A 26,319-nucleotide genomic window follows, 5' to 3' on the forward strand; every position below is an offset into this window, starting at 1 on the left:
AACGCAACGCGTTGCGCCATTGGCTGGCCGGCTTCACTCAACTGCCGGACACCGATCATTGGGCCGGGTGGGAAACCCTGCGCGATGCCCGCGAAGATGCGCAACCAATCTGGACATTGGCCGAGGGCCAGTTACACCGGGCTGGCGGTCACCTCTGGTGGTTGAGCGGTGACTGGTTGCGTCAGCCTGTTGCGCCATTGGCGTGGGAGCAGGCGGATTTGCCATTGAGCCTGCCGGGTAATGGTCAGTTACGTTTGCACGGTGAGATTCCCGCAGGTCCTTTGCACGTGAGCTATCGTCAAGGTGGTGAGGTGATGCAACTGGCGCAACGCGGGCATCGGGATCTCAAGCGTTTGCTCAACGAGCACGGTGTCCCCGGCTTTGTGCGTGGCAGATTGCCGCTGTTGTACCGCAATGAGCAGTTATTGGCGGTGGCAAACCTTCAGGGATTGGCTTGCGACCCCTGTGGGCGTTGGCAATTGCAGTGGTTGCCAACTTCCAGCGATCAAGGTTTGAGCTGAAAGGGGCTTTCCGGTAGACTACGCTCCCTTCTTGATACAACTTCTGTAAATTCTCCGTAATTACAGATGTTGCCGATTACCAAGCAGTCTTTGCTGGGCGATTTTAAAAAAATGTGTGGCTTGTATCGAACCGTTGGTTTCCATCGGTCTGTTTCAACGCAGCAGTTTTTCGAAAGGTGCACTGTGACTAATGCTGGTGATTGGGGGCTTCGGCCTTCCTTCGCTCTCCCCGGCGGCTCTGACCGCTTTAACGCAGACTTCTAGGGTTTTTCATGACGCGCTACATCTTCGTCACGGGCGGTGTTGTTTCTTCATTGGGGAAAGGCATTGCCTCGGCTTCATTGGCAGCCATCCTGGAGGCGCGGGGACTTAAGGTCACCATGCTGAAGCTGGACCCCTACATCAACGTTGATCCGGGCACCATGAGCCCGTTCCAGCACGGTGAAGTGTTCGTTACTCACGACGGCGCCGAAACCGACCTGGACTTGGGCCACTACGAGCGGTTTATCCGCACGACCATGACCCAGAACAACAACTTCACCACGGGGCGTGTTTACGAGCACGTTCTGCGCAAGGAGCGCCGTGGTGATTACCTGGGTGCAACCATTCAGGTAATTCCGCACATCACAGACGAGATCAAGCGTCGAATCATCAAGGGCGCCGGCGATGCCGACGTAGCGATGGTTGAGATTGGCGGCACTGTGGGTGACATTGAGTCGCAACCGTTCCTCGAGGCAATCCGTCAGTTGCGCATTGAAGTAGGTGCCAAGCGCGCCATGCTGATGCACCTGACGCTGGTTCCGTACATCGCCACGGCTGGCGAGACGAAAACCAAACCCACGCAGCACTCGGTTAAAGAACTGCGTTCTATCGGCCTGCAACCAGACGTTCTGATCTGCCGTTCCGATCATCACGTTGATGTGTCCTCGCGTCGCAAGATCGCGCTGTTCACCAACGTTGAAGAGCGTGCTGTCATTTCTCTGGAAGACGCCGACACGATCTACAAGATCCCGGGCATGCTGCACGCTCAAGGGCTGGACGATTTCGTGGTGGAGCGCTTTGGCTTGCAATGCAACAGCGCCGACCTGTCCGAGTGGGACAAGGTCGTTGATGCCAAGCTCAATCCAGAACACGAAGTCACTATCGCCATGGTCGGCAAGTACATGGAGTTGCTGGATGCGTACAAATCGCTGATCGAAGCGATGAGTCACGCCGGCATCTCCAATCGCACCAAGGTCAACCTGCGTTATATCGATTCTGAAGACATCGAAAACAAAGGGACTGAACTGCTTGAAGGCGCTGATGCCATTCTGGTGCCGGGTGGCTTCGGTCTGCGCGGCGTTGAAGGCAAAATCACGGCGGCTCAGTACGCTCGTGAAAACAAGGTGCCTTACCTGGGTATCTGCCTGGGCATGCAAGTGGCGGTTATCGAGTTCGCACGTAACGTTCTGGGCTGGAAAGACGCCAACTCCACCGAGTTCGATCGCAGCAGCGGTCACCCGGTTGTGGGCTTGATCACTGAGTGGGAAGACGCCACCGGTGCAGTCGAAACCCGTACCGAGACCTCTGATTTGGGCGGCACCATGCGTCTGGGCGCACAGGATTGCCAACTGGCAGCCGGTTCCAAGGTTCACGATTGCTATGCCAAGGACGTAATTGTTGAGCGTCATCGCCATCGCTATGAAGTGAACAACAACCTGCTGCCACAACTGATCGAAGCGGGCCTGAAAGTGACCGGTCGTTCCGGTGACGGCGCGCTGGTAGAAGTGGTTGAGGCACCTGATCATCCCTGGTTCGTGGCTTGCCAGTTCCACCCGGAGTTCACCTCGACGCCACGTGATGGTCACCCACTGTTCACCGGTTTCGTCAAAGCGGCACTGGCGCAACACGAGAAGAAGGCTTAATCAGCATGGCGCAAAAGATTATCCGCGTAGGCAATATCGATATTGCCAACGACAAGCCAATGGTCTTGTTCGGTGGCATGAACGTGCTGGAAAGCCGTGATATGGCCATGCAGGTGTGCGAAGAGTACGTGCGTGTTACTGAAAAGCTCGGTATCCCTTACGTTTTCAAGGCCAGCTTCGACAAAGCCAACCGCTCATCGATCAACTCTTACCGTGGCCCCGGCCTCGAAGAGGGCATGCGGATTTTCCAGGACATCAAGCAAGCGTTTGGTGTGCCCGTGATCACCGACGTCCACGAGCCTGCGCAAGCAGCCGTGGTCGCCGAGGTGTGCGACATCATTCAACTGCCGGCTTTCCTTTCGCGTCAGACCGACCTGGTTGTGGCCATGGCCAAGACCGGTGCCGTGATCAACATCAAGAAAGCCCAATTCCTTGCGCCTCAGGAAATGAAACATATTCTGAGCAAGTGCGAAGAGGCGGGTAATGATCAGTTGATCCTCTGTGAACGCGGCTCCAGTTTTGGCTACAACAACCTTGTAGTCGACATGCTGGGCTTCGGCATCATGAAGCAATTTGAGTACCCGGTATTTTTCGACGTGACCCACGCGCTGCAAATGCCCGGTGGTCGTGCCGATTCGGCCGGTGGTCGTCGTGCCCAGGTCACAGACCTGGCCAAGGCTGGCATTAGCCAGGGCCTGGCTGGCCTGTTCCTTGAGGCGCACCCGGATCCAGACAACGCCAAATGTGATGGCCCTTGTGCCTTGCGTCTGGACAAGCTGGAGCCATTTCTGGCTCAGCTCAAGTCGCTGGATGAGTTGGTTAAAAGTTTTCCGACAATAGAAACCGCTTAAACCGCTGTTCTCCGGTAAAGTACCGCACGATTTCTCGGGCCCTTGTGGCCCGAGCTTTATCGTCTGCAAGGCTGCCTATTTTTCGCCCTTGCTGGCGATGACAAAATTTCCCTCAGCTGCGTCGTTTTCGTCAACTTTGGAGTTTTACAACAATGGCAAAAATCGTCGACATCAAAGGTCGTGAAGTTCTCGACTCCCGTGGCAATCCCACCGTGGAAGCGGATGTACTTCTCGACAACGGCATCATCGGTAGCGCTTGCGCGCCGTCCGGTGCTTCCACGGGTTCGCGCGAAGCGCTGGAACTGCGTGATGGCGACAAGAGCCGTTACCTGGGCAAAGGCGTACTCAAAGCCGTTGCCAACATCAATGGCCCTATTCGTGATTTGCTGCTGGGTAAAGACCCGGTTGATCAAAAGGCGCTCGACCACGCGATGATCGCGCTGGACGGTACTGAAAACAAAGGTTCGCTGGGTGCTAACGCGATTCTGGCTGTGTCCCTGGCGGCTGCCAAGGCTGCGGCTCAGGACCAGGACCTGCCGCTGTACGCTCATATTGCCAACCTCAACGGTACCCCGGGCGTTTACTCGATGCCGGTTCCGATGATGAACATCATCAACGGTGGCGAGCACGCGGATAACAACGTCGATATCCAGGAGTTCATGGTGCAGCCGGTTGGTGCCAAGACCTTCTCCGATGCTCTGCGTATGGGCACCGAAATTTTCCATCACCTCAAGGCTGTGCTCAAGGCACGTGGCCTGAACACTGCAGTGGGTGACGAAGGTGGTTTCGCGCCTAACCTGGCGTCCAACGAAGATGCACTGAAAGTGATCTCCGAAGCGATCGCCAATGCCGGTTACACCTTGGGCACTGACGTGACCCTGGCACTGGACTGCGCGGCCAGCGAGTTCTACGAAGACGGTAAATACAATCTGTCTGGTGAAGGGCAGGTGTTCAGCTCTGAAGGTTTCGCCGAGTACCTGAAAGGTCTGACTCAGCGTTACCCGATCATCTCCATTGAAGATGGCCTGGACGAGTCTGACTGGGATGGTTGGAAAATTCTGACGGATAAAATCGGTGAGAAAGTTCAGTTGGTGGGCGATGACCTGTTCGTTACCAACACCAAGATCCTGCAAGAAGGCATCGATAAAAACATTGCGAACTCGATTCTCATCAAGTTCAACCAGATCGGTACGTTGACCGAAACCCTGGAAGCGATCCAGATGGCCAAGGCGGCGGGCTACACCGCTGTCATCTCGCACCGCTCCGGCGAAACCGAAGACTCCACCATTGCCGACCTGGCCGTGGGCACTTCGGCTGGCCAGATCAAAACCGGCTCGCTGTGCCGTTCGGACCGCGTATCCAAGTACAACCAATTGCTGCGTATTGAAGAGCAACTGGGGGCGAAAGCCACGTACAACGGCCGTGGCGAGTTCCGTGGCTAAGCAGTGAGTGGTACAAAGACAACAGGTTGTGTCAGATAATTCGCCAAAACGAGTCGTTTGACACTAATCTGATGCCTATCAAGTACAAGCCTGGTTATTCCAGGCTTTGTACTATGAGTTGTTTACGTTTGTCGGCATGGCTGTCTTTTCACTGGATACCTGATATTCGATGCGCAGTCCCAATTGGTTGTTCCTCATTTTGCTCCTGCTTCTGGCTGGCCTGCAGTATCGCCTGTGGGTGGGGAATGGCAGTTTGGCGCAAGTTACCGACCTGACTCAGCAAATCGCCGATCAGCATGCAGAAAATGAAGTGTTGCTGGAGCGCAATCGCGTGCTGGATGCGGAAGTGCTTGAGCTGAAAAAAGGCATGGAGACCGTTGAAGAACGTGCTCGCCATGAGTTGGGCATGGTGAAAGAGGGCGAGACCCTCTATCAGTTGGCCCAATGAGTATTTTGATACCGGCCTTTTGGGCCGTGATTCCTGCCGCGGGCGTTGGTGCTCGCATGGCCGCAGACCGTCCCAAACAGTATTTGACGTTGGGCGGACGCAGTATTCTCGAACACAGCCTTGGCTGTTTTCTCGACCATCCAGGCCTTAAAGGGTTGGTGGTCAGTGTCGCTTCGGATGACCCTTTCTGGCCGTCTCTACCGTGTGCTGCGGACCCACGCGTGGTTCGGGTCGACGGCGGCCGCGAGCGCGCCGATTCGGTGCTCAATGCCTTGTTGTACCTGCATGCGCAGGGGGCTGGCGATGAAGATTGGGTGTTGGTTCACGACGCGGCGCGGCCGAATCTGGCCCGTGAAGACCTGGACAAGTTGCTCGAAGAGTTGGCTGACGACCCGGTAGGCGGCTTGTTGGCGGTTCCGGCGCGCGACACGCTCAAGCGCATGGACAAGCGCGGCCGAGCGGTCGAAACCATCGATCGTAGCTTGATCTGGCAGGCCTACACACCGCAGATGTTTCGTTTGGGCGCACTGCATCGGGCCCTGGCTGACAGCCTGGTAGCGCAAGTGAACATCACTGACGAGTCGTCGGCAATGGAGTGGGCCGGCCTGGCTCCACGCTTGATCGAAGGCCGTTCTGACAACATCAAAGTCACCCGCCCTGAAGACCTTGAGTGGCTGCGGCTGCGTTGGGTCAATCGCTGATCGCTCCTGCAGGAGCGAGCTTGCTCGCGATCATTTGATCTTTAAAACGAAAGATCGCGAGCAATCGAGCGTCGACCGGCTACTCCTGCACGGGTTTTTCGTCACCCCAAATACTCTTCGCGCTTGGCCAACCCTTCCTTCAGGTAATCCACCAGCTTTCTGACCTTGGGCGACAAGTGTCGCTGTTGCGGGTACAGCGCCCACACCGCGGTGTTGGGCGGTTGGTGAACATCAAGCAAAGATACCAGCGCCCCTGTTTTCAAGTGCTCCAGCACATAATAGTCCGGCAACTGGCACAGCCCTACGCCTTGCAGTACGGCATCCAGAACGGCTTGCCCACTGTTGCAGCGCCAATTGCCTTGTACTCGTTGCGAAAATTCACGGCCGTCTTGTTGAAGTTGCCACAAGTCCGAGCTGCCGATCAGGCAGTTGTGCCGGCTTAACTCCGACAAACTGTGAGGCCGGCCGTAATGCGCTAAATAAGACGGGGACGCGCACACGTACATGCGTCGGGGGGCCAGGCGGGTAGCAACCAGCCTGGAGTCCTGCAAGCGGCCAAGCCGAATGGCGAGGTCCAGGCTTTCGTGTACCAGGTCCAGTGGCCGGTTACTGAGTTCGATATCGACCCGTAATTGCGGATAAAGCCCCATAAAACCAGTGACCAGCGGCACGATAAATCGCTCGCCGTACGCCACGGCACATGTCATGCGCAGCATGCCTTTAGGTTCGCTGGCCAGGTCACCGATGGCGCGCAGGGCCTCTTCGCGGCCGTCTTGTAAACGCTGACAATGCTGCAAAAACGTTTGCCCGCCCTCGGTCAGGGCGACGCGCCGGGTGCTGCGATAAAACAGGCGTGTTTGCAGGCGCTCCTCAAGGCGAGCCACTTGGCGGCTGATATGGGATGAAGACACGCCCAGGCGCTCCGCAGCCGCCGTGAATTGCCCGCATTCAGCGACCGCAACAAATTCATCAATCCCTTCCCAGCGGTTTTCTATCACGGTCATTGTCCCTGACTAGCAATAATGTTTTGCTTTCTGCTGGATTATTAACCACGCGACGCTGATTTACACTGCTTGTCTTGTGTTTACCTTACTGGAGACAACCGATGATCAAGTCACGTGCCGCTGTAGCCTTCGAGGCTAAAAAGCCGCTGGAAATCGTAGAAGTTGACGTTGCCATGCCCAAGGCGGGCGAAGTGTTGCTGCGGGTTGTGGCTTCGGGTGTTTGCCATACAGATGCGTACACCTTGTCGGGTGCAGATCCGGAAGGCATTTTTCCGTCGATTCTGGGCCACGAAGGCGGTGCAATCGTTGAAGCCATTGGCGAAGGCGTAACGTCGGTAGCGGTCGGGGATCATGTCATCCCGCTGTATACCCCAGAGTGCGGCAAGTGCAAATTCTGCTTGTCCGGCAAAACAAACTTGTGTCAGGCGATTCGTTCGACTCAGGGCAAGGGCCTGATGCCCGACGGCACCACGCGCTTTTCTTACAAAGGCCAGCCTATTTTCCATTACATGGGCACTTCGACGTTTTCCGAGTACACCGTGTTGCCGGAAATCTCCGTGGCCAAGATTCAAAAAGATGCTCCGCTGGAAAAAGTCTGCTTGCTGGGGTGCGGTGTGACCACCGGCATTGGTGCTGTGCTTAACACGGCCAAGGTCAAGCCAGGCGATACGGTAGCCATCTTCGGGTTGGGCGGCATTGGCCTGTCGGCGGTCATTGGTGCCGTTAAAGCTAAAGCCGCGCGCATCATTGCCATCGACATCAACCCGGCCAAGTTTGAAATCGCCAAGCAACTGGGTGCGACCGATTGCGTGAACCCGAAAGACTATGATCGCCCGATTCAGGACGTGATCGTCGACATGACGGACGGCGGAGTCGACTTCTCTTTCGAATGCATCGGTAATGTTCACTTGATGCGCGCGGCATTGGAATGCTGCCACAAAGGTTGGGGCGAGTCGGTGATCATCGGTGTGGCCGGTGCGGGCCAGGAAATCTCGACACGGCCGTTCCAGTTGGTGACAGGGCGCGTCTGGCGCGGTTCGGCGTTTGGTGGTGTGCGCGGCCGCAGCGAGTTGCCGAGCTATGTCGAAATGGCTCAAACCGGTGAAATTCCGCTCGATACCTTCATCACCCACACCATGGGCCTGGAAGATATCAATAAGGCCTTTGACCTGATGCACGAAGGCAAAAGCATTCGTACCGTTATTGAATTCTGACGAATAGCGGCAAGCCGATGTAAGCCCCATCACTGAGTCTGTAGGGGCGACCTTGCTCGCGATCTTTTCAACGATCAAAAGATCGCCAGCAAGCTCGCTTCTACAGTGGGTTTATCGTGCGGTTTGCAGCTAAAAGCCTGGAGCTGCCCCTAATGCCCTTAACAAATATTTCCTGCCAGAAAAGCTTTGGCGGCTGGCACAAACGTTACCAGCACCGCTCTGAAGTGCTGGGCTGCAACATGGTGTTTGCCGTGTATTTGCCGCCCCAGGCCGAGCAGGGCGTCAAGCTGCCTGTACTGTACTGGTTGTCGGGTCTGACCTGCACCGATGAGAACTTCATGCACAAGGCGGGTGCCATGAAACTGGCCGCTGAGTTGGGCCTGATTATTGTCTGCCCGGACACCAGCCCGCGTGGCGAAGGTGTGCCGGATGATCCTGAAGGTGCGTGGGATTTCGGTTTGGGGGCGGGCTTTTATGTCAACGCTACCCAGCAACCTTGGGCCCAGCATTACCGGATGCATGATTATGTGGTGCAGGAGTTGCCTGCTTTGGTTGAGGCTCATTTTCCTGCGTCACAAAAACGCGGTATCAGTGGGCATTCGATGGGCGGTCACGGAGCCTTGGTGTGTGCCTTGCGCAACCCGGGGCGGTATCAATCGGTGTCGGCGTTTGCACCAATCAGCAATCCCATGGATTGCCCTTGGGGGCAGAAGGCGTTCACCCATTACTTGGGCGAAGAGCGCGCGCGCTGGCGTGAGTGGGATACGTGCGTGCTAATCAATGAGGCCAGTGAAAAGCTGCCGCTGCTGGTGGATCAAGGTGATCGGGACGACTTTTTGGCCGTCCAGCTTAAGCCTGAGGCGCTGCAACAAGCGGCCAAGCAGGCGGATTATCCGCTGACTCTGCGACTTCAACCGGGCTACGACCACAGCTATTTCTTCATCGCCAGCTTTATTGATGACCACTTGCGCCATCACGCGGATGCACTAAGCGCCTAATGTCCGCCAAAGTAGGTAGAATCACGCCCTGACTAAATCGGGGCGTTTTTTTATGCGTATTGGCCACGGCTATGATGTGCACTGTTTTGCTGACGGCGATTTTATAACCCTGGGCGGCGTGCATATTCCTCACACATTCGGGCTGTTGGCCCACTCCGATGGCGACGTGCTGCTGCACGCGCTCAGCGATGCCTTACTGGGTGCAGCGGCGTTGGGCGATATCGGTAAACACTTTCCGGACACAGACCCGACCTTCAAGGGGGCTGACAGCCGTGTCCTGCTGCGCCATGTGGTGAGCTTGATCCATGCCAAAGGCTGGACAATCGCAAACGTCGACAACACCATCGTTGCGCAGGCACCTAAAATGGCACCGCATATTGAAACCATGCGTGCGCTCATTGCCGACGATCTCAAAATCGAGCTGGATCAAGTGAACGTAAAAGCCACAACCACCGAAAAGCTCGGTTTCGTTGGGCGAGAAGAGGGGATTGCCGTGCATTCCATTGCGTTGTTGGTTCGCGCATGAACGATTTTGATCTGCTCGGGCCCCGGGCCTACGGCGCTGCCCTGGGCACGGCCGTACTGAAAGCCACGGCCGATGATTTTCAGGTGGATGAGGTCCTCGACATTCCCTTGTCCGGGGACGGCGAGCATCTGTGGTTGTGGGTCGAAAAGCGCGGTCTGAACACTGAGGAGGCTGCTCGGCGAATTGCCAAAGCTGCCGGCGTACCTTTGCGTACGGTGAGTTATGCGGGCCTCAAGGACCGTCAGGCGCTGACACGTCAATGGTTTAGCGTGCAACTGCCGGGCAAGGCGGATCCTGACCTGTCAGGTGCTGAAAACGACACACTGAAGATCCTCAAGACCTCGCGGCACAAACGTAAATTGCAACGCGGAGCCCACGCAGCAAACGGTTTCACGTTGCGCCTGACGCAATTGGCGGCTGACAAGGAGGCCTTGCAGCAGCGTCTTGAACAGATCGCCCGGCAAGGTGTGCCGAACTATTTCGGCACCCAGCGTTTTGGCTGGGAAGGCGGCAATGTGGGCGAGGCGCGCGATTATGCTGCCCGTAAAGCATTGCCCGAGCAGCGCAACGTGCGTTCGCGGCTGCTCTCTACTGCGCGCAGCTACCTGTTCAATCAGGTGCTGGCTGCCCGGGTCGCCGATGGCAGTTGGCAACGCGCGCAGGTGGGGGACTTATTGGCCTTCACCGACAGCCGGAGCTTTTTTCCGGCGGGCGAAGCCGAGTGCGATGATCCACGCTTGGCTATCCTTGATCTGCACCCGACCGGGCCGCAGTGGGGCGAGGGCGAGTCACCGACCACGGGGGCAACCCAGGTGCTGGAGCAATCCATTGCTGAACGTGAAGCCGATTTGCGTGACTGGCTGGTTCGCGCTGGCATGAGTCACGAGCGCCGTATTCTGCGGCTGCCCATTGGGCAACTGACGTGGCATTATCCGGAGCCTGACATTCTGCAACTGGAATTTGTTCTGCCGGCCGGATGCTTCGCCACTGTTGTCGTGCGTGAGCTTGTTGATCTGGTGCCGTTGGGTCAAACGGACAGCCTATGCGTATTCTGATTTCAAACGATGATGGGGTGAGTGCTCCGGGGCTGGCTGCGCTTTATGGCGCGTTGGCAGATGACTTCGCGTGCGTGGTGATTGCCCCCGACCAAGACAAAAGCGGTGCGAGCAGTTCGTTGACGCTGGACCGCCCCTTGCATCCGCACACGTTGGCCAATGGCTTTATCAGCATTAACGGCACGCCCACCGATTGCGTGCACCTGGGGATTCACGGGCTTCTGGAACAGCAACCCGAGATGGTGGTGTCCGGCATCAACCTGGGGGCTAACCTGGGAGATGACGTGTTGTATTCCGGCACGGTGGCAGCCGCACTGGAAGGGCGATTTCTTGAGCGTCCTTCGTTTGCGTTCTCACTCGTGTCGCGTCAGGTCGATAACCTGGCCACGGCGGCCCACTTTGCCCGCAAACTGGTTCAGGCTCATGCCTCGCTCAACTTGCCGCCGCGTACCGTACTCAACGTGAATATCCCCAACCTGCCCCTGGAAAAAATCCGCGGCATCCAGCTCACCCGGCTGGGGCATCGTGCGCGTGCTGCAACACCGGTTCGGGTGGTTGACCCCCGGGGTAAGGCAGGCTACTGGATTGCGGCTGCCGGTGACGTTGAAGATGGCGGCCCGGGTACCGATTTTCATGCGGTCATGCAAGGTTATGTTTCGATCACACCGTTGCAACTGGATCGTACTTTTGCAGAGGGCTTCAAAAGCCTCAATGGCTGGCTTGAGGGCTTGGGCTGATGGCGCGTGAGCAGGACGGCTTGATGCATCGTGGCATTGGCATGACCTCTGAACGTACGCGGGAGCGGCTGATTCAGCGCTTGCGTGAAGAGGGCATCGTTAACCAGAACGTACTTGAGGTCATCCGCCGCACACCGCGCCATCTGTTTGTTGACGAGGCCTTGGCGCACCGGGCCTATGAAGATACCGCGCTGCCAATAGGCAATAACCAGACCATTTCCCAGCCTTACATGGTAGCCCGCATGAGCGAGCTGCTGCTGGAGGATGGCCCGCTGGACAAGGTCATGGAGATCGGTACCGGGTCGGGTTACCAAACCGCCATTCTCTCGCAGTTGGTTGAGCGGATCTTCTCGGTCGAGCGCATCAAAGTGCTGCAAGACCGTGCCAAGGAACGATTGCTCGAGTTGAACCTGCGCAATGTGGTGTTCCGTTGGGGGGATGGCTGGGAAGGGTGGCCTGCGTTGGCACCTTACAACGGCATTATTGTCACCGCGGTGGCAACGGATGTGCCTCAAGCCCTGCTCGACCAGTTGGCTCCCGGAGGGCGGCTGGTCATTCCTGTCGGTGCGGGAGAGGTTCAGCAGTTGATGCTGATCGTGCGTGAAGAACATGGGTTTGCCCGGCGAGTCATTGGCAATGTGCGTTTTGTACCCCTGCTGAATGGGCCGCTGGCCTGAGTCTTTAGCTGCAACGGCTGAATTATAAAGTTACGCGAAGGTCATAGTGCGCAGTGCCAAGGCCTCGGTATGGGGCTGATGATGTGCCATGCCGCGTTTTTTCAATTTGGCTTTGCTGTCTGTAAAAAAACTGTAGCCAGTTATACTTGCGCCATTCTGCGGCCAGTACTGGCGTTTTATTTTTGGCCTTCTTCAAAGGGAGCGGCGGGTGAGTCTCACAGTCATTGCGCAGCGTATGAGTATCAATAGCTATCAGAGGCTGGTGGTCGGTCTATTTCTGAGTGCGGTATTGGCCTTGCTGGCAGCTTGCTCCAGTTCTTCCAGGACGGGCACCAGTGTTGGTGATCGCAACGGGGTGGCGCAGCGTCCAGCCGTGACGACCGGGCAATACGTGGTACGGCGCGGTGATACCTTGTTCTCTATTGCTTTTCGTTACGGTTGGGACTGGAAGACATTGGCGGCCCGGAACAATATTGCAGCCCCGTTTACCATCGTGCCGGGTCAGACCATTCGTTTCGACGGGCGCGCAGGAACGGTGCCTGCGAAAGGTACGACAACGACCGTAGTGTCGTCTTCAGCGGGTAGCAAGACCACGGTCATCAAAAGCGCGGGAGCGACTTCGCCTGTCAACGCTTTACCAATGCCGGCAGGCCCTGCACCCAAAGGTTGGGGCTGGCCGGCTAATGGCATTTTGATAGGCAAATTTTCTTCAAACGGTAGTTTGAATAAAGGTATTGATATCGCCGGGGATTTGGGACAGCCTGTTTTGGCTGCGTCTGATGGATCAGTTGTTTACGCTGGCAGTGGATTGAGGGGCTACGGCGAACTGGTCATTATCAAACACAGTGATACCTACGTCAGTGCCTACGGCCATAACCGCAGGCTTTTGGTTCGGGAGGGGCAGCAGGTCAAGGTCGGACAGACGATTGCGGAAATGGGGTCAACAGGAACAGACCGGGTGAAACTTCACTTTGAAATTCGCCGCCAGGGCAAACCCGTAGACCCACTGCAATTTCTTCCACGACGTTGATCGGTTACCAGCCTGTTCCTGATGTAGTTAAGGAACAGGCTCCAGCGTTGCCAAGGATAGAGGCGGTGCTTGAGCTTGAGGTCGAACTCACCAAAGGACTATAACAATGGCTCTCAACAAAGAAGCGCCGGGGTTTGACATCGACGATGAGGTGCTCCTTATGGACATCGATATCGACAGTGACTTGATGTCAGAAGATGATGAAACAACCCCTGCTACTCGCACCAAGTCAAAAAAAGCGTCAGCTACGAAACAGCACAAGTACATTGATTACACGCGGGCGCTTGATGCGACTCAGTTGTACCTCAATGAGATTGGTTTTTCCCCCTTGCTCTCCCCTGCAGAAGAAGTTCACTTTGCGCGATTGTCGCAAAGTGGAGATCCGGCTGGGCGTAAACGCATGATTGAAAGTAATTTGCGCCTGGTGGTCAAAATCGCCAGACGCTATGTCAATCGTGGGCTGTCGCTGCTTGATTTGATTGAGGAGGGCAACCTGGGACTGATTCGGGCTGTCGAGAAATTTGACCCTGAGCGTGGGTTCCGTTTTTCTACCTATGCGACTTGGTGGATCCGTCAGACGATTGAACGGGCGATCATGAATCAAACCCGCACCATTCGCCTGCCGATTCATGTCGTTAAAGAACTCAACGTTTACCTGCGCGCTGCGCGAGAGCTCACGCAAAAGCTCGATCACGAACCTTCCCCTGAAGAAATAGCCAACCTGCTCGAAAAACCCGTTGCAGAGGTCAAGCGCATGCTTGGGCTCAATGAACGCGTGTCCTCGGTAGACGTTTCTCTGGGGCCGGACTCTGATAAAACACTGCTCGATACGCTGACCGATGACCGTCCTACCGATCCCTGTGATCTGCGGCAGGACGATGACTTGTCGCAAAGCATTGATGAGTGGTTGTCTGAGCTCACGGACAAGCAACGAGAGGTGGTGATTCGCCGTTTCGGCTTGAGGGGGCATGAAAGCAGTACGCTTGAAGATGTCGGTCTGGAGATTGGCCTGACCCGTGAGCGTGTCCGACAGATTCAGGTCGAGGGGCTTAAGCGCCTGCGAGAAATTCTTGAGCGTAATGGTTTATCGAGCGAGTCGTTATTTCAGTAAGGCGTCAAACGCTTACTCAGGCTCGCCGTGTTTGCCAAACGGTTAATTGGGGTAAGTGGTAGTTTGACGAAATAAATGAAGCGTTTGCAGTTTTCAACGCCCCAGGTCTCACAGACCTGGGGCGTTTTTCTTTGTAGTACTTATAGCGATTGCTTCGGCGCTTCCAAGCGTTACACCTTACCTACATTCGAAAGCAGGGTATGGACACCTGCACGAATAGAATGTGGATGATTTACCTTCGTATACTTAACCATATATATGTACGCATTGGTAGGTAGCCATTTCTGAATTTTTATAACAATTTGGAGTTTTTTTCAGTAAGACTTATTGTTTCAAGTAAGGCATCAAACGTGGGGTTAAGCTTTACTAGCTATAAGTTGTAAGCCTTTACTTACATCTCATGTAAGCCAAGAGCTTGAGTGAGGCTACTTTATGCGCTTTTCTTACTTTGAAGATTTTGTATGATATTGATTTTTATGAATTTTTATTTTTAAGATGGCTGTGTATGTAATAAAAATATATAACTGGCTCGCTTGCAGCAATGCCACAAGACTCTAATATCTTAACTGTGTCGACGGATCGACGCAGCTTTCAGGATGAATGCTAAAGGACATCGCAGGATGCGGTTCATCAGGATGATGAGAAGGGAAAAAGGGACTAGGGAAAAAATGTGGGCGGGTCAAACCGCCCCTTTTTTTACCATCCAAAAGCATTGAAAGGCATAGCCTCTCTTCAGATGCTTTGAAAAAATTAAAAAACGCCCAAGGCATAAGCCTTGGGCGTTTTGCATTGAGCAGAAGGAAAGTCGTTTTTTACGCTCTGTGCTTACAACGCCGGGTAGTCGATGAACCCGGTAGCACCCGCTGAGTAGAAGGTGTTCTGATCGGCCTCGTTCAGTGGTGCATTGGCCTTAAAACGCGCGGGCAGGTCAGGGTTGGCAATAAAGGGCACGCCAAAGGCCACTGCATCGGCCTTGCCATCGGCAATCCAGGCATTAGCGCTGTCTTTGGTGAACCGTTCATTGGCGATGTAGGGGCCGCCAAAGGCTGCTTTAAGGTCCGGGCCCAGGCTGTCAGGGCCTGCTGCTTCGCGTGAGCAAATAAAGGCGATGCGACGCTTGCCCAGCTCTTTGGCGACATAGCCAAAGGTTTCAGCCCGGTTGTCATCGCCCATGTCATGCAGGTCGGCGCGAGGTGACAAATGCACCCCAACCCGGCCCGGCCCCCACACGTCAACGGCCGCATCAGTCACTTCGAGTAGCAGCCGTGCACGGTTCTCCAAAGAGCCGCCATAGTGGTCGGTGCGCTTGTTGGTACTGCTCTGCAAGAACTGATCAAGTAAGTAGCCGTTGGCACCGTGGATCTCGACCCCGTCAAAACCCGCCGCTTTAGCGTTCTCGGCACCCGTGCGGTAAGCCTCGACGATATCTGCAATTTCGGCTGTTTCCAGGGCGCGCGGCACAGGGAAGTCAACCTTCGGACGTACCAGGCTGACATGGCCTTTGGCAGCAATGGCGCTTGGTGCAACGGGTGTTTCGCCGTTCAGGTACATCGGATGGGAGATACGGCCCACATGCCACAGTTGCAGGAAAATACGGCCGCCGGCGGCATGGACGGCCTCTGTGACGTTTTTCCAGCCGCGGACCTGGTCGTTGGACCAGATACCGGGCGTGTTCGGGTAGCCAACGCCCATGGGCGTCACGGAGGTAGCTTCGCTCAGGATCAGGCCTGCTGAAGCGCGTTGAACGTAGTACTCGGCAATCAGCGCGTTGGGAACTCGACCCTCGTCAGCACGGCAACGGGTGAGCGGTGCCATGATGATGCGGTTGGGCAGTTCGAGATCGCCCAGGGTGATTGGATCGAAAATCGTAGTCATCAATGCAGTCCTCTCAAGGATCAGTGTGTGGCAGTGGCCAGTTCGGCATTACCGCTCTGGCGAAAAGTAATCAGGGTGACCAGCAGGGCGAGTACCGCGAGTGCAGCGGCCGCTAATGGCACGCTGGTGAGGCCAAAACCGTGGGCAATGACGCTCCCGCCCACCCAGGCCCCTAATGCGTTGCCGATGTTGAAAGCACCGATATTCAGGGTGGACACCAGGTTGGGGGCGGCTTTGCCAAAGGTCACCACGTTCACTTGCAGTGCGGGTACGGCGGCAAATGAAGCCGTGGCCCACAGGAAAAGGGTTATTTCAGTCGGGATCACGGCCACACTGGTCCAGCTCAAAGCGGTTGAAATCACGGCCATGGCGATGAACACACCGATCAAGGTCGCGGCGAGCCGCTTGTCTGCCAGTTTGCCGCCGATGATATTGCCGACGGTCAGGCCCAGGCCGATCAGTAGCAAGGTCCAGGTCACGCCGTTGGGCGATACTCCAGTGACATCACCGAGCAAAGGGGCGACGTAGGTAAACAGGGTGAACATCGAGGCGGCAAACAGTGCTGTCATGCTCAGTGAAAGCCAGATGCCCGCCCCTTTGAGTGCGGCCAGTTCGGCGCGCATGTCGAGTTTTTCTTCGTCACGTTTGGCCGGTAGAAAGCGGATCAGACCAATCAACGCCACAACCCCAATCACGGTGACGGCAAAAAAAGTCGAGCGCCAGCCGGCTACCTGGCCCAACGCAGTGCCCAGCGGCACACCCAGCACGTTAGCGAGGGTCAAACCGGTGAACATCAAGGCCACCGCCGAGGCGCGCTTGTTAGCGGGCACCAGGCCGGCTGCCACCACTGAACCAATGCCGAAAAATGCGCCATGGCACAAGGCCGTGACCACGCGAGCAAACATCAGCACGTTGTAATCGCTGGCCAGTGCGCACAGCAGGTTGCCGATGATAAAAATGCCCATCAACGCTACCAGCGCAGCCTTGCGTGGCAGTTTGGCCGTGGCCAGTGCCATGAAGGGAGCACCAATGGCCACGCCCAATGCGTAACCGGTGACCAGCCACCCTGCACCGGGAATGGACACACCAAGGTCGGCCGCAACATCAGGCAATAAGCCCATAATCACGAACTCGGTGGTTCCAATGGCGAAGGCGCTGAGCGCAAGAATGAGTAGCGAGAGAGGCATGATGGTCCTTGTTAAAGCTCGTGGCTGATTTTTTCGAGGAACGCCTGAATCGTGTCCTCGTTACGTTTGAAGAAGTGCCACTGACCATGCTTTTGGCTGGTAATCAGGCCAGCACGCTGCAACGTGGCCAGGTGAGCCGAGACCGTCGACTGTGACAGGCCGCAGCGTTGGTCGAACTGCCCGGCGCACACGCCGTGTTCAGTGGAGTGGAGCTGGTCGGGGAACTGGGCTTCTGGGTTTTTGAGAAGATTGAGGATTTCTCGGCGTACTGGGTGTGCCAGGGCTTTTATTATTTCGTCGAGGTCGATCGGCATGGTGTCAGTGCTCAATGAGGCGCAGCGTTATATCGCGATGAGGCGAACTTTAAATCGTAATATCGCGATACACAAATATGATTTGGTGCTTAGTTCGGATCAAATCGGTATATCGGGTTATAACGATATTATAGGTCGATGTTCAGCAGTGCGGTGCTAGACTGCACAGCATGAATTATCTCGCACATTTACACGTGGGCGGCCAACGCCCTGAAGAATTACTCGGCAGCCTTTATGGCGATTTCGTCAAAGGCCCTCTGCGCGGGCAGTACAGCGCTGTGATCGAATCGGCGATTCAATTGCACCGCAGCATTGATGCCTTTACCGACGCGCACCCGCTGGTCGATCAGTCGTTGTCGCGTTTTACCCGAACCCGACGTCGTTATGCCGGCATTGTGCTTGATGTGTTTTTCGATCATTGCCTGGCGCGGGATTGGGCCTTGTATGGAGAGGGGCCGCTCGAACGTTTTACATCGGACTTTTACCGGGTGCTGGTATCGCAACCGCAGTTGCCGAGCCGCCTTGCGCCCATTGCGCCGCACATGGCAATGCATGACTGGTTGGGGTCCTATCGTCGTTTCGACGTGCTGGAACAAGTGTTCAAGGGGATTGCGCGACGTTTATCTCGCCCTGATGAACTGGCCGGGGCCATGCAGGACTTGAAGGCTTTATATGAGCCGCTCAGTGAAGACTTTCGAGCATTTTACCCGCAGTTACAGGCGTTCTCGGTGGCAGAGCGGGAACGCTGAGGGGGGGGCGCCGGTGCTTACACGCTCTGAGCCGTCATCTCGCCACACGCGTGCTCCTTGGGGCAATCTGTAGGTGTGCCGCACAGTACATGTCGAATGGCTTCTTGCGCCCTGAACGCCAATACGGCGCGCTCCTGGTGCTCACACGCAATCGGTTCGAGTAAATGAATTTCGACTTCGGCGTATTCGTGAGCAAACAAGCGCATCAAATGCGACACCAGGTCGTCATCCCCAATAAAGGGGGCGACAAGATCAGGCTCCCCGTTACGCAAATAGCGAATGGCTACGGGTTGCAGTGAAACACGACTTTCAATGGCCGCTGACAGGAGCCGGCCATGGAACGTGCGCACTGAGCGTCCATCGGTGGTCGTGCCTTCCGGAAACATCAGCAAGGGCAGGGGGTGTTGGAGGCGCTGGCTCATTTGTTGGCTGATGAGTTGGCTGTCACCGGCACCTCGGCGAATAAACAGGCAGCCAGCCTTTGCTGCCAGCCAGCCCGCCACGGGCCAGTCGCGCACTTCAGCCTTGGACAAAAACGACAGGGGCGTGAGCTGGCCTAGCAGCGCAATGTCAGTCCATGACACATGGTTGCTCACCCACAGCATGGGCGCGGCAGGCAGGTCACCGATAACCTTGATACGAAAGGGCAGGGCATTGCTCAAGCGAGCCATAAAAAATTGCGACCAGCGCTGTCGACGCGCCATTGTGCCGTTGAACGGCATACGCTCGAGCAAGGCGAACACGCTTGCCATGCACAGCCCCAGGCTGACCACGGCGAGCACGCGCATGACGCGTCCATACCGGCGCAGGCGATTCATTACATCGCCGCCTTGAAGTGGCGAGCGTAACGTGGGCACAGTTCGTCGCGTTTGAGCAGGATGAATACATCGGCGACCTGAAAATCTTCATCCCAGCACGGCTCGCCGCAGATCTTGGCACCCAAACGCATGTAGGCCTTGAGTAGCGGTGGCATTTCCGTGATGACGTTAGCCGGTATCTCCAGCGCCGGCAGCGGTTTTTTGGGCTCTGCACGCAGATGTTCAGTGCACAGGTAACGCTCGCGTAGACGTTGCATGATCGCCTGAGCCTGGATGCCGCCATCGTGCATGGGAATGCTGGCGCACCCCATCAGATACCGGTAATCACCTCGGTTCAGGACTTCAGCCAATTCGCCCCAGAGTACGGCAATGGTGCCGCCGTTGCGGTAGGCCGGATCCACACAGGTGCGGCCAATTTCCAGGACGGGACCCTGAAGGTGAGCCAGGCCGTGCAAGTTGAACTCTTCTTCGCTGTAGAAGTGCCCTATCGAGAGGGCGGCGCGGTGATCCAACAGCCGTGTCGTGGCCACCAGTTGGCCGCTGTTGAGGTCGCGCACGCCGATGTGCTCGCAATAGGCGTCGTAGCCGTCCTCATCCAAGCCATGTTCGGCGCTTTTGAGTTTGGCGTGCAACTCGTCGCTGAACACTCGAAAGCGCAAGGCTTGAGCCTCGCGCAAGGCACCGGGGCCGATCAGGCGCTCTGCTTGCAAACGTCTTTCTGGTGCGGTGTCGCGGAGGCGGGCGATCTGGGACATTGCGAATCTCCGTGCAGGCGCGGTGCCTGTCTTGGGTTTCTGCCAATCGACTGAGGGGCGCAACTTCAGGCTAGGCAGGTGCAATGTCACCACCGTGACATTTGGATGATGCTTGCATGACAGGGCGCTGGACGGGCATGTATGGGGCAGGGCACATCGTGAACGGTTACGAGAAAAACCTGTCAAGATCGCTTGCAACTGCCTCGACTCGGGGTAAGGTTCGCCCACGTTTATCGGTTGTGAGTTTTTATGTTCAAAGCGTTTTTAGCCCTTGTCAGCACCCTGACCCTGGGCATGAGCCTGTCGGCTCAGGCCAATTGGTACCTTGATGGAGAGTCTTCCCGGCTGTCATTTATCACCACGCAAAATGCCAACGTTGCCAATGTTCATCGTTTTCTGGTGTTGCATGGCAAGGTGGATGGCAAAGGGCATGCGTTGTTACGTATTGAGATGGACTCGATCAACAGCTCAGTGCCTTTGCGCGATGAGCGAATGCGCGATCTGCTGTTTGATTTCAAGCATTTCCCTGAGGCGCAAATAACGGCACAGATCAACCTGCAGCCCATCAACGATCTCGCTCCCGGAGCGCAAGTGGAGTTACGTTTACCGGTCACGGTCACGTTGCGGGGTAAGCAGCACACCTATAACGCTGAGTTGCTGGCCACACGTCTTGATGAGCGCCGCTTTCAAGTGGTGACCCTGGAGCCGTTGATGGTGCAAGCCGAAGACTTTGGCCTACAACCGGCGCTTGAATCCTTGCGCAAAATGGCCGATGTGTCTGCGATCAGCTTTTCCGTACCCGTGGGAGCGGTGCTAATTTTCACGGCGCGTTGATTGGTTTATCGCAGATGCGGTGCTCCCCTTTGGCAGGTAAAGCATGCCATGGGGGTAGCGTTGATCGCCTGAGGGGCAGTGCCCGGATGAACCAGCGTTAACCGGAGACGGTATTTTGCTCGGCATCCGGTTACAGAATGTTTAAGAACGTGCAAACTCGACCCACTTCACGGGTCGCTGGAGGGCGTGAGGCACGATTTCTCTGGAGCGTTTTGCATGACATTCTCGTTGTTGTTGGCCGTACTGGCTTCGGGCTTTATCTATGGCATCACCCCGGGGCCCGGCGTGCTAGCGGTTTTTGGTATTGGCGCAGCCCGTGGCAGGCGTGCGGGTGCCGGGTTTCTGTGTGGGCATTTGTTGGGTGACGTGATCTGGTGCAGCACGGCGCTGATTGCGATTGTGGGGGCGCGCGAGTTTGGTAGCACCGCATTCAATGTGCTCGGCCTGCTCAGCGGTTTGTACCTGTTTTGGCTGGGGCTGCGGGCTGTACGCGCCCAGCCCCGCAGCGGTGTTCAGCAAGGCCCGGCCCGCCGGCCTTTTACCCATGGCATATTCTTCGGTTTGACCAACCCCAAGGCTTACCCTGTGGCGGTGGCTACGTTCACCGCGTTGCTGTCCAGCCGCGCAGAGCTGCTGACCTGGGCAATGTTGCCCTGGCTCATTGTGTTGAGTTTTCTGGGGGGCGCAGCGGCGTACGTGATTTTGATCGGGATTGTGGGTGCCGGACACGTGCGGGCACTTTATCAGCGCCATGAACTCATGATCACCCGGTTGTGTGGCGTCATGTTTATCGGCTTTGCGATCAGTGCCTTGGCACATGCGCTGCCTGGGCTGCTGGGCGTTGGCTGAATAGCAGGGAATGCACGGTACAGGCGCAACAGTATGGATGCTTTTACATCACTTGAAGCATCGAGTGCCTTTATGGACTTCAAACACTATCTGTCTCAAGCCACCTTCATTGATTTGCTGCTCGACGCTGTGTGCGTGGTCGACCGGCAAGGGCACTTCGTCTACATCAGCGCGGCCTGTGAGCGCATTCTGGGCTATGAACAGCATGAACTGATCGGTCAGCGGATGATCGACCTGGTTTTTCCGGCGGACCGAGAGCGAACTTTGCGAGCGGCCGGTGAAATCATGGGCGGAGAGCCCAAGTTGAATTTTGAGAACCGTTACCTGCGCAAAGATGGGCAGGTGGCTCATATTTCATGGTCGGCGCGCTGGTCTGAAACCTATCAACTGCGTATCGCCGTAGCCCGGGATATTACCGAGCGCAAACAGGCCGAGGCGAGGCAGATGGCACTGTTCGCCATTTCGGAAGCCGCCCATGCAGCCGAAGACTTGTTGGAACTGTTCAAGCGGGTGCATCAACTTCTGGGCCAATGGCTGCCGGCCCTGAATTTTTCGGTCGCCCTCTGCGACCCGGCCCAGGGTTCGCTGAGCTTTCCCTATCACATTGATGACCAGCCTGAGCCGCAAATGAACGAGGTCAGGCGGTTGAGTGATCAAGTCATTCACAGCGGCCAGGCGGTGTTGCACAGCGCTGAACATTCGCCGTCATGGCTGGGCGTGCCGCTGACCACCCAGAACGGGATTATTGGTGCCTTGCTGGTCAAAAGCTCAGCGGAGGGTGAGCGCTTCACCGACGCGCATAAAGAGCTCTTGCAGTTTGTATCTACTCAACTCGCTGCCGCTATCGAGCGAAAGCAGCTACACACCCGCTTGCAGTATCTGGCGCAATACGACGCTTTGACGCACTTGCCCAACCGTACGTTTTTTTACGAGCGCCTGAACATGGCCTTGGCCCGTGCTAAGCGTGAACGGCAGTATTTAGGGGTGATGTATGTCGACGTGGACCGCTTCAAACACGTCAATGACAACTATGGGCATGCTGTGGGCGATGCGTTGTTGCAGCAGGTGGCGTTGCGTTTGAAGCAGTGCGTGCGTGAAACCGACACGGTTGCCAGAATGAGCGGTGATGAATTTGTATTGGTGTTGGAGAGCCTGAAAAGGCCTGAACACATGACTGTCTTGGCCGATAAACTCCGGTTTCATCTCAGTCAGCCGATTGAGGTTGAAAACCATGTGCTGCATATCACCCTTAGCATCGGTGTTGCGGTTTACCCCGAACATGGTGAGCATTCCCAGCAGTTGCTGCACCACGCCGATATTGCGATGTATCAGGTAAAAAAAGGCGTGCGCTAGGGCTTGTGAGTAGAGGGCCAAAAGGCGGCTTCTCCTGCAAGGGGCGCTGCGTGAGGCCTGTTTTCAGAGCAGCCACGAAGCGCAGGGGTAAGACGTGTAACGAAAAGACAACGTATTCAGTCACTGGCGGGAGCCCTGTTTGAGGGCTGTGTGACTGACAGGTGTTGAGCAAGGAGAAATTGGAGCGGGTAGAGGGAATCGAACCCTCAACTAAAGCTTGGGAAGCTTTCGTTTTGCCACTAAACTATACCCGCATTGAGTGTGTGCCTTTACGTGCGTAACAAGCTGTTCATTAAGAACCCTCGCTACGGTACGACACCCGCTCTGAACGGCTGACTTTGTAACAGAAGTCGGCCCTGAAGAGAAGTTTTTATTCTGAAAATACGCAGTTAGGCGCGCTGTTCCAGCCTTTGTGTCGGGAGTGGGGGATGTCGCTGGCGCGTGCAAGGTGCGTCGGCTCTAAAAAGTCCAGCAATGCGATCTGGCTATTGCGGCTGGCCGTTTTGTGTTCCATGTCGAGAAAGTGCCCGGTGTTTTCCAGGGTTATGAACTGGCTTTGACGCAACGATTGCGCAAAATGCTGCGCATCGCTGGCCATGGTGTACTCGTCCCATTCGCCATTGATAAACAACACGGGGATCTGGATCGGGTGGATGGCTTGGAGATAGCTCCGCGGATCACTGCTCAAGATATGGTCAATATGAAAGTGCATTTGCGCGTACTCATGGTCTGCCAAGGTGCTGACATGCCGAAAGTTATAGCGTTTGAATAACGGTGGTAGATGTTTGCCCAAGGTGTTGTTGACCAGATTGCCCAGTTGGAGGCGATTGCGGTCGGCAAGCCAGCGACGGCCATGTTTCAAGTAGTCGCGCATCGGGTCGTTGATAAGTGGCGAAAAGGAACTGATAACCGCTTTCTCAATGCGTTTGGGCGCACACCCCAACGCCGTCAGCGCGGCAATGCCTCCCCATGAGAATGACATCAAACAATTGGCACCAAAATGCTCAATCAGCTCCAGAAGAACCTGTGCCTCCAGCTCTTTTGTCAGCAAGGTGGGGTGCGGGTTGTGAGGCTTCGACTGGCCAGCGTAGGGCTGGTCGTACAGTACGACATTCAGGTGGGGGTGCAGATTTTTCAGGGTCTGGGAAAACGAGGCGGTGGTTGCCAACGAGCCGTTGACCAGGATGATTGTGTTTTCGGCGTGCTCACTGCGATAGAACTCGGTGTGGACCCGGCAGAGGCCTTGGACGGTGAGCACAGCGGTTTCGGGCTTGGGCATCGCGGCAGGCTCCAGTGAGTCAAGCATCGGTCAGCCGAATAGTGCGCGGTGATTGTGACAGGCAGGTGTAGGTTGCCTTGTCGGGTTACTTGAGCAAGTCGGTCAGAACAGCAGAATTTCCGCGTCGGTGAGAGGGCGGTATTGGCCAGGGGCCAACTGCCAATCGAGTACCAATGGGCCGATGCGCTCACGGTGCAGGTGCACCACTTTGTTGTTGAAATGACCAAACATGCGTTTTACCTGATGGTAACGCCCCTCAACGATGCTCAGCCGGGCACGGCGGGGGCCGAGTTGTTCAAGATGGGCTGGCAGTGTGGTCAATTGCTCATATGCGAAATAGATGCCTTTAAGGAAGGTGTCCGCATACTCGGCAGTTATCTCATGTTCAGTCTCGACGTAATACACCTTGGGTAGTTTGGTTTGCGGTTGCGTCAAACGGCGCGACCAGTGGCCGTCATTGGTGATCAGCATGAGCCCGCTGGTATTGAAGTCCAGCCGCCCAGCAATGTGTAGCTCGTCTTTATGCGGTTCATCCAGCAAGTCCAGAACGGTCGGGTGTTCAGGGTCCTGGGTGGCACTGACACAGCCCGGCGGTTTATGCAGCATGAAGTAGCGGGCTGGCTTGCCGGCCTGTAACACCTGGCCATCTAGCTCGATACGGCTGAAAGGGCGGACCTCATGGTGTGGGTCGCAAACAACCTGGCCATCGACCTGGATACGTTTCTCTATGAGGAGAAGGCGCACGTGTTGGCGGCTGAACTGGGGCAGGTTACTCAGAAAACGGTCTACACGCATGGCGTCAATCACATGAAATACAGGCGTCTATCTTACGTGAGCTGTTTTGCCAGCGCTGAAGGCAGTGTGCCTTGGGCCTTCGCGCAGTTTGGGCAAAGGCATGCCTGGTTCCGCCACTCGGGTGGTAGTGCCTCTAGGGCGCTCGGTTCAATGTGCACGCTAAAGCACCAGCAAGGTGTGTCTTGGGAGGCCGCGTTGGCCATTGAGCAGTTGTTGCGAGCGCCGCATGCCGGGCAGCAATCAGTGGGTGTCATATCAAAGTGTCCGTGAGGTGGGCTGCGCCAGGTGATGTACGAAATGTATCTGGGTATCGGTGATGCTGCATTAAAAACAGGCTCAGAATGCTCACGCTGTTTTTGTCTTGCCTGACCTTCGCATAAACACACTCCGTACTGAGCCTGAGTTATTTAATTATAGGGGCTGTCGATGGGGCGTGACGCTTATGTTTTTATGTGTACAGGGTTTTGTGGCCATTGGGGGGCGGTTAATTCTAATTTGGGTCTATGACGTGCTGTTGGTGAAATTTCGCTACTGCTTGAGTGTGTTCATGCAGGAATATCGGAATAAGGCTACATGTTGATCCATTGTTAAACCATAAGGCGTGTCTATTATTTTAAATATTCAGTTGTTATGACACTGATGTTTTTTCTTGGTTGATATATCGAGGTGGTTATGAAGTATGTGATGTCCGTAGTGTGTGCCTTTTTCTGTGCGACAAGTGCCTTGGCCAATGAAAGTGAATATTGCCCTGATGTTACTCAAATAACACTCAGGGGTGGCGTTTATACTGCACCGGCCAACAAGCAAGGAAGCGAGTGGATTGCAGTGGCCAGTGCCCTCTCGGCATCGCCGCTTAAAACATTCGAAGGGGGGGTGTTTTATCCTGAAAATAATCAGGCAGGCGTGATGGGGCACATCGGCTATTGCGAATATAAAGCCAATGATCGCTCGCGTGTGAATGTGCACTATCGTCAGGGTTCCAGTTCGAGCGGGGCCATGCAATTGGAAAATATTGAGCAGTGGGCGCTGGTCACCAGTGGGTTGGGTGTAGTGCTCTATGAATGTAATGCTTCAAATGCTCGCCAATGCGCCTTTTCTGTGCCCTGATTACGTTTGATTCGACAGATTGATGACGCGCGTGGATGCGACCGATGCAAGAGGGTTGCATCCACGGGGTTGATGTTTCAACCCCGCACCACCGAGCGCAGAGACGTTTTGCACAGAAACGGGGTGTGAAGGCAATTGTGGCGCACAGATCAATTGACAGGGGGAGCGACCTTTTCTAGTGTCCA

Annotated in this window: 28 protein-coding genes and 1 tRNA gene; 19 read left to right on the forward strand and 10 right to left on the reverse strand. The window is 55.8% G+C overall.

What is annotated here, in order from left to right; genetic code table 11:
- From tilS to ispD, 6 genes are all read left to right on the forward strand, one after another.
- Positions 1 to 521, forward strand: a 521-nt coding sequence (gene tilS, locus Q1W15_RS23585; protein ID WP_300733497.1) for a tRNA lysidine(34) synthetase TilS, incomplete at its 5' end; no start/stop codon positions are given.
- 272 nt (positions 522 to 793) lie between these two features.
- On the forward strand, positions 794 to 2,425 hold the full coding sequence (locus tag Q1W15_RS23590) for a CTP synthase (protein ID WP_300733499.1): 1,632 nt from the start codon (positions 794 to 796) through the stop codon (positions 2,423 to 2,425).
- A 5-nt stretch (positions 2,426 to 2,430) separates the two neighbouring features.
- Positions 2,431 to 3,276 (forward strand): 3-deoxy-8-phosphooctulonate synthase, encoded by an 846-nt coding sequence (kdsA, locus tag Q1W15_RS23595; RefSeq protein WP_262205741.1) that lies wholly within the window; start codon positions 2,431 to 2,433, stop codon positions 3,274 to 3,276.
- 152 nt (positions 3,277 to 3,428) lie between these two features.
- Positions 3,429 to 4,718, forward strand: a complete 1,290-nt coding sequence (gene eno, locus Q1W15_RS23600; protein ID WP_300733501.1) for a phosphopyruvate hydratase — start codon at positions 3,429 to 3,431, stop codon at positions 4,716 to 4,718.
- A gap of 169 nt (positions 4,719 to 4,887) precedes the next feature.
- Complete coding sequence (gene ftsB / locus Q1W15_RS23605; protein WP_003440483.1) at positions 4,888 to 5,166, forward strand: cell division protein FtsB; 279 nt, start codon at positions 4,888 to 4,890, stop codon at positions 5,164 to 5,166.
- On the forward strand, positions 5,163 to 5,867 hold the full coding sequence (gene ispD, locus Q1W15_RS23610) for a 2-C-methyl-D-erythritol 4-phosphate cytidylyltransferase (protein WP_300733507.1): 705 nt from the start codon (positions 5,163 to 5,165) through the stop codon (positions 5,865 to 5,867). The genes ftsB and ispD overlap by 4 nt, the downstream gene beginning before the upstream one ends.
- Positions 5,868 to 5,968: 101 nt before the next feature.
- On the opposite strand, the gene Q1W15_RS23615 is transcribed toward ispD, so the two are convergent.
- Entirely contained in the window at positions 5,969 to 6,871 is a 903-nt protein-coding gene (locus tag Q1W15_RS23615) for a LysR family transcriptional regulator (protein ID WP_300733509.1), read from the reverse strand.
- Positions 6,872 to 6,972: 101 nt separating this feature from the next.
- Here Q1W15_RS23615 and Q1W15_RS23620 point away from each other — a divergent pair, with 101 nt between their 5' ends.
- The 8 genes from Q1W15_RS23620 (at position 6,973) to rpoS (ending at position 14,219) form a co-directional block, all read left to right on the forward strand.
- On the forward strand, positions 6,973 to 8,085 hold the full coding sequence (locus Q1W15_RS23620; protein ID WP_300733511.1) for an S-(hydroxymethyl)glutathione dehydrogenase/class III alcohol dehydrogenase: 1,113 nt from the start codon (positions 6,973 to 6,975) through the stop codon (positions 8,083 to 8,085).
- A gap of 152 nt (positions 8,086 to 8,237) precedes the next feature.
- A complete protein-coding gene (gene fghA, locus Q1W15_RS23625) occupies positions 8,238 to 9,083 on the forward strand; it encodes an S-formylglutathione hydrolase (protein ID WP_300733513.1) in 846 nt (281 codons plus the stop codon).
- 52 nt (positions 9,084 to 9,135) lie between these two features.
- Positions 9,136 to 9,609, forward strand: coding sequence for a 2-C-methyl-D-erythritol 2,4-cyclodiphosphate synthase (gene ispF, locus Q1W15_RS23630; RefSeq protein WP_300733515.1), 474 nt, complete (start codon positions 9,136 to 9,138; stop codon positions 9,607 to 9,609).
- Entirely contained in the window at positions 9,606 to 10,664 is a 1,059-nt protein-coding gene (gene truD / locus Q1W15_RS23635) for a tRNA pseudouridine(13) synthase TruD (RefSeq protein WP_300733518.1), read from the forward strand. Before ispF ends, truD begins: the two co-directional genes overlap by 4 nt.
- The gene (gene surE, locus Q1W15_RS23640; RefSeq protein WP_300733520.1) at positions 10,652 to 11,401 is read left to right on the forward strand and encodes a 5'/3'-nucleotidase SurE; all 750 of its coding nucleotides are present in this window, start codon (positions 10,652 to 10,654) and stop codon (positions 11,399 to 11,401) included. The genes truD and surE overlap by 13 nt, the downstream gene beginning before the upstream one ends.
- A 41-nt stretch (positions 11,402 to 11,442) precedes the next feature.
- A complete protein-coding gene (locus Q1W15_RS23645; protein ID WP_176464677.1) occupies positions 11,443 to 12,078 on the forward strand; it encodes a protein-L-isoaspartate(D-aspartate) O-methyltransferase in 636 nt (211 codons plus the stop codon).
- 208 nt (positions 12,079 to 12,286) lie between these two features.
- Positions 12,287 to 13,108 carry a peptidoglycan DD-metalloendopeptidase family protein gene (locus Q1W15_RS23650; protein ID WP_300733522.1) on the forward strand — a complete coding sequence of 274 codons (822 nt, stop codon included), beginning with the start codon at positions 12,287 to 12,289 and terminating at the stop codon, positions 13,106 to 13,108.
- Between the two features lie 106 nt (positions 13,109 to 13,214).
- Complete coding sequence (gene rpoS / locus Q1W15_RS23655) at positions 13,215 to 14,219, forward strand: RNA polymerase sigma factor RpoS (RefSeq protein WP_300733524.1); 1,005 nt, start codon at positions 13,215 to 13,217, stop codon at positions 14,217 to 14,219.
- An 825-nt stretch (positions 14,220 to 15,044) separates the two neighbouring features.
- On the opposite strand, the gene Q1W15_RS23660 is transcribed toward rpoS, so the two are convergent.
- The 3 genes from Q1W15_RS23660 to Q1W15_RS23670 are packed head-to-tail and all read right to left on the reverse strand — an operon-like array spanning position 15,045 to position 17,595.
- Positions 15,045 to 16,094: an alkene reductase gene (locus Q1W15_RS23660; protein WP_300733526.1), complete on the reverse strand. Its 1,050-nt coding sequence runs from the start codon at positions 16,092 to 16,094 to the stop codon at positions 15,045 to 15,047.
- 20 nt (positions 16,095 to 16,114) lie between these two features.
- The gene (locus tag Q1W15_RS23665) at positions 16,115 to 17,281 is read right to left on the reverse strand and encodes an MFS transporter (protein ID WP_300733528.1); all 1,167 of its coding nucleotides are present in this window, start codon (positions 17,279 to 17,281) and stop codon (positions 16,115 to 16,117) included.
- Between the two features lie 11 nt (positions 17,282 to 17,292).
- On the reverse strand, positions 17,293 to 17,595 hold the full coding sequence (locus Q1W15_RS23670) for a helix-turn-helix transcriptional regulator (RefSeq protein ID WP_300733530.1): 303 nt from the start codon (positions 17,593 to 17,595) through the stop codon (positions 17,293 to 17,295).
- A gap of 170 nt (positions 17,596 to 17,765) precedes the next feature.
- Here Q1W15_RS23670 and Q1W15_RS23675 point away from each other — a divergent pair, with 170 nt between their 5' ends.
- Positions 17,766 to 18,344: an ACP phosphodiesterase gene (locus Q1W15_RS23675; protein WP_300733532.1), complete on the forward strand. Its 579-nt coding sequence runs from the start codon at positions 17,766 to 17,768 to the stop codon at positions 18,342 to 18,344.
- Positions 18,345 to 18,361: 17 nt separating this feature from the next.
- Here the strand turns inward: Q1W15_RS23675 and Q1W15_RS23680 are convergent, their stop codons facing one another.
- Positions 18,362 to 19,162, reverse strand: a complete 801-nt coding sequence (locus tag Q1W15_RS23680) for a 1-acyl-sn-glycerol-3-phosphate acyltransferase (RefSeq protein ID WP_300733534.1) — start codon at positions 19,160 to 19,162, stop codon at positions 18,362 to 18,364.
- The gene (olsB, locus tag Q1W15_RS23685) at positions 19,162 to 19,917 is read right to left on the reverse strand and encodes an L-ornithine N(alpha)-acyltransferase (protein ID WP_300733536.1); all 756 of its coding nucleotides are present in this window, start codon (positions 19,915 to 19,917) and stop codon (positions 19,162 to 19,164) included. The genes Q1W15_RS23680 and olsB overlap by 1 nt, the downstream gene beginning before the upstream one ends.
- Positions 19,918 to 20,166: 249 nt before the next feature.
- Between olsB and Q1W15_RS23690 the strand changes: the two genes are divergently transcribed.
- From Q1W15_RS23690 to Q1W15_RS23700, 3 genes are all read left to right on the forward strand, one after another.
- The gene (locus Q1W15_RS23690; protein ID WP_300733538.1) at positions 20,167 to 20,751 is read left to right on the forward strand and encodes a YceI family protein; all 585 of its coding nucleotides are present in this window, start codon (positions 20,167 to 20,169) and stop codon (positions 20,749 to 20,751) included.
- Positions 20,752 to 20,967: 216 nt separating this feature from the next.
- The gene (locus Q1W15_RS23695) at positions 20,968 to 21,600 is read left to right on the forward strand and encodes a LysE family transporter (RefSeq protein WP_300733540.1); all 633 of its coding nucleotides are present in this window, start codon (positions 20,968 to 20,970) and stop codon (positions 21,598 to 21,600) included.
- Between the two features lie 72 nt (positions 21,601 to 21,672).
- Complete coding sequence (locus Q1W15_RS23700) at positions 21,673 to 22,953, forward strand: diguanylate cyclase (RefSeq protein ID WP_300733584.1); 1,281 nt, start codon at positions 21,673 to 21,675, stop codon at positions 22,951 to 22,953.
- 180 nt (positions 22,954 to 23,133) lie between these two features.
- On the opposite strand, the gene Q1W15_RS23705 is transcribed toward Q1W15_RS23700, so the two are convergent.
- The 4 genes from Q1W15_RS23705 to Q1W15_RS23720 form a co-directional block, all read right to left on the reverse strand.
- A tRNA-Gly gene (locus Q1W15_RS23705) sits at positions 23,134 to 23,207 on the reverse strand.
- A 116-nt stretch (positions 23,208 to 23,323) separates the two neighbouring features.
- Entirely contained in the window at positions 23,324 to 24,232 is a 909-nt protein-coding gene (locus Q1W15_RS23710) for an alpha/beta hydrolase (protein ID WP_300733542.1), read from the reverse strand.
- 102 nt (positions 24,233 to 24,334) lie between these two features.
- Positions 24,335 to 25,027 carry a pseudouridine synthase gene (locus Q1W15_RS23715; RefSeq protein ID WP_300733544.1) on the reverse strand — a complete coding sequence of 231 codons (693 nt, stop codon included), beginning with the start codon at positions 25,025 to 25,027 and terminating at the stop codon, positions 24,335 to 24,337.
- A 32-nt stretch (positions 25,028 to 25,059) separates the two neighbouring features.
- Positions 25,060 to 25,281 (reverse strand): cysteine-rich CWC family protein, encoded by a 222-nt coding sequence (locus tag Q1W15_RS23720; protein WP_300733548.1) that lies wholly within the window; start codon positions 25,279 to 25,281, stop codon positions 25,060 to 25,062.
- 418 nt (positions 25,282 to 25,699) lie between these two features.
- Between Q1W15_RS23720 and Q1W15_RS23725 the strand changes: the two genes are divergently transcribed.
- The gene (locus Q1W15_RS23725) at positions 25,700 to 26,134 is read left to right on the forward strand and encodes a DUF3757 domain-containing protein (RefSeq protein ID WP_300733553.1); all 435 of its coding nucleotides are present in this window, start codon (positions 25,700 to 25,702) and stop codon (positions 26,132 to 26,134) included.
- Positions 26,135 to 26,319: the final 185 nt, after the last annotated feature.

It is taken from the genome of Pseudomonas sp., from assembly GCF_030150285.1.
Classification (GTDB): Bacteria; Pseudomonadota; Gammaproteobacteria; order Pseudomonadales; family Pseudomonadaceae; genus Aquipseudomonas.

What these genes read in the sequence shown, in the direction of transcription:
- Q1W15_RS23590 (WP_300733499.1), top strand. Translation starts at nt 794, where the DNA reads ATGACGCGCTACATCTTCGTCACGGGCGGTGTTGTTTCTTCATTGGGG.
- kdsA (WP_262205741.1), top strand. Translation starts at nt 2,431, where the DNA reads ATGGCGCAAAAGATTATCCGCGTAGGCAATATCGATATTGCCAACGAC.
- eno (WP_300733501.1), top strand. Translation starts at nt 3,429, where the DNA reads ATGGCAAAAATCGTCGACATCAAAGGTCGTGAAGTTCTCGACTCCCGT.
- ftsB (WP_003440483.1), top strand. Translation starts at nt 4,888, where the DNA reads ATGCGCAGTCCCAATTGGTTGTTCCTCATTTTGCTCCTGCTTCTGGCT.
- ispD (WP_300733507.1), top strand. Translation starts at nt 5,163, where the DNA reads ATGAGTATTTTGATACCGGCCTTTTGGGCCGTGATTCCTGCCGCGGGC.
- Q1W15_RS23615 (WP_300733509.1), bottom strand. Translation starts at nt 6,871, where the DNA reads ATGACCGTGATAGAAAACCGCTGGGAAGGGATTGATGAATTTGTTGCG.
- Q1W15_RS23620 (WP_300733511.1), top strand. Translation starts at nt 6,973, where the DNA reads ATGATCAAGTCACGTGCCGCTGTAGCCTTCGAGGCTAAAAAGCCGCTG.
- fghA (WP_300733513.1), top strand. Translation starts at nt 8,238, where the DNA reads ATGCCCTTAACAAATATTTCCTGCCAGAAAAGCTTTGGCGGCTGGCAC.
- ispF (WP_300733515.1), top strand. Translation starts at nt 9,136, where the DNA reads ATGCGTATTGGCCACGGCTATGATGTGCACTGTTTTGCTGACGGCGAT.
- truD (WP_300733518.1), top strand. Translation starts at nt 9,606, where the DNA reads ATGAACGATTTTGATCTGCTCGGGCCCCGGGCCTACGGCGCTGCCCTG.
- surE (WP_300733520.1), top strand. Translation starts at nt 10,652, where the DNA reads ATGCGTATTCTGATTTCAAACGATGATGGGGTGAGTGCTCCGGGGCTG.
- Q1W15_RS23645 (WP_176464677.1), top strand. Translation starts at nt 11,443, where the DNA reads ATGACCTCTGAACGTACGCGGGAGCGGCTGATTCAGCGCTTGCGTGAA.
- rpoS (WP_300733524.1), top strand. Translation starts at nt 13,215, where the DNA reads ATGGCTCTCAACAAAGAAGCGCCGGGGTTTGACATCGACGATGAGGTG.
- Q1W15_RS23660 (WP_300733526.1), bottom strand. Translation starts at nt 16,094, where the DNA reads ATGACTACGATTTTCGATCCAATCACCCTGGGCGATCTCGAACTGCCC.
- Q1W15_RS23665 (WP_300733528.1), bottom strand. Translation starts at nt 17,281, where the DNA reads ATGCCTCTCTCGCTACTCATTCTTGCGCTCAGCGCCTTCGCCATTGGA.
- Q1W15_RS23670 (WP_300733530.1), bottom strand. Translation starts at nt 17,595, where the DNA reads ATGCCGATCGACCTCGACGAAATAATAAAAGCCCTGGCACACCCAGTA.
- Q1W15_RS23675 (WP_300733532.1), top strand. Translation starts at nt 17,766, where the DNA reads ATGAATTATCTCGCACATTTACACGTGGGCGGCCAACGCCCTGAAGAA.
- Q1W15_RS23680 (WP_300733534.1), bottom strand. Translation starts at nt 19,162, where the DNA reads ATGAATCGCCTGCGCCGGTATGGACGCGTCATGCGCGTGCTCGCCGTG.
- olsB (WP_300733536.1), bottom strand. Translation starts at nt 19,917, where the DNA reads ATGTCCCAGATCGCCCGCCTCCGCGACACCGCACCAGAAAGACGTTTG.
- Q1W15_RS23690 (WP_300733538.1), top strand. Translation starts at nt 20,167, where the DNA reads ATGTTCAAAGCGTTTTTAGCCCTTGTCAGCACCCTGACCCTGGGCATG.
- Q1W15_RS23695 (WP_300733540.1), top strand. Translation starts at nt 20,968, where the DNA reads ATGACATTCTCGTTGTTGTTGGCCGTACTGGCTTCGGGCTTTATCTAT.
- Q1W15_RS23700 (WP_300733584.1), top strand. Translation starts at nt 21,673, where the DNA reads ATGGACTTCAAACACTATCTGTCTCAAGCCACCTTCATTGATTTGCTG.
- Q1W15_RS23710 (WP_300733542.1), bottom strand. Translation starts at nt 24,232, where the DNA reads ATGCCCAAGCCCGAAACCGCTGTGCTCACCGTCCAAGGCCTCTGCCGG.
- Q1W15_RS23715 (WP_300733544.1), bottom strand. Translation starts at nt 25,027, where the DNA reads ATGCGTGTAGACCGTTTTCTGAGTAACCTGCCCCAGTTCAGCCGCCAA.
- Q1W15_RS23720 (WP_300733548.1), bottom strand. Translation starts at nt 25,281, where the DNA reads ATGACACCCACTGATTGCTGCCCGGCATGCGGCGCTCGCAACAACTGC.
- Q1W15_RS23725 (WP_300733553.1), top strand. Translation starts at nt 25,700, where the DNA reads ATGAAGTATGTGATGTCCGTAGTGTGTGCCTTTTTCTGTGCGACAAGT.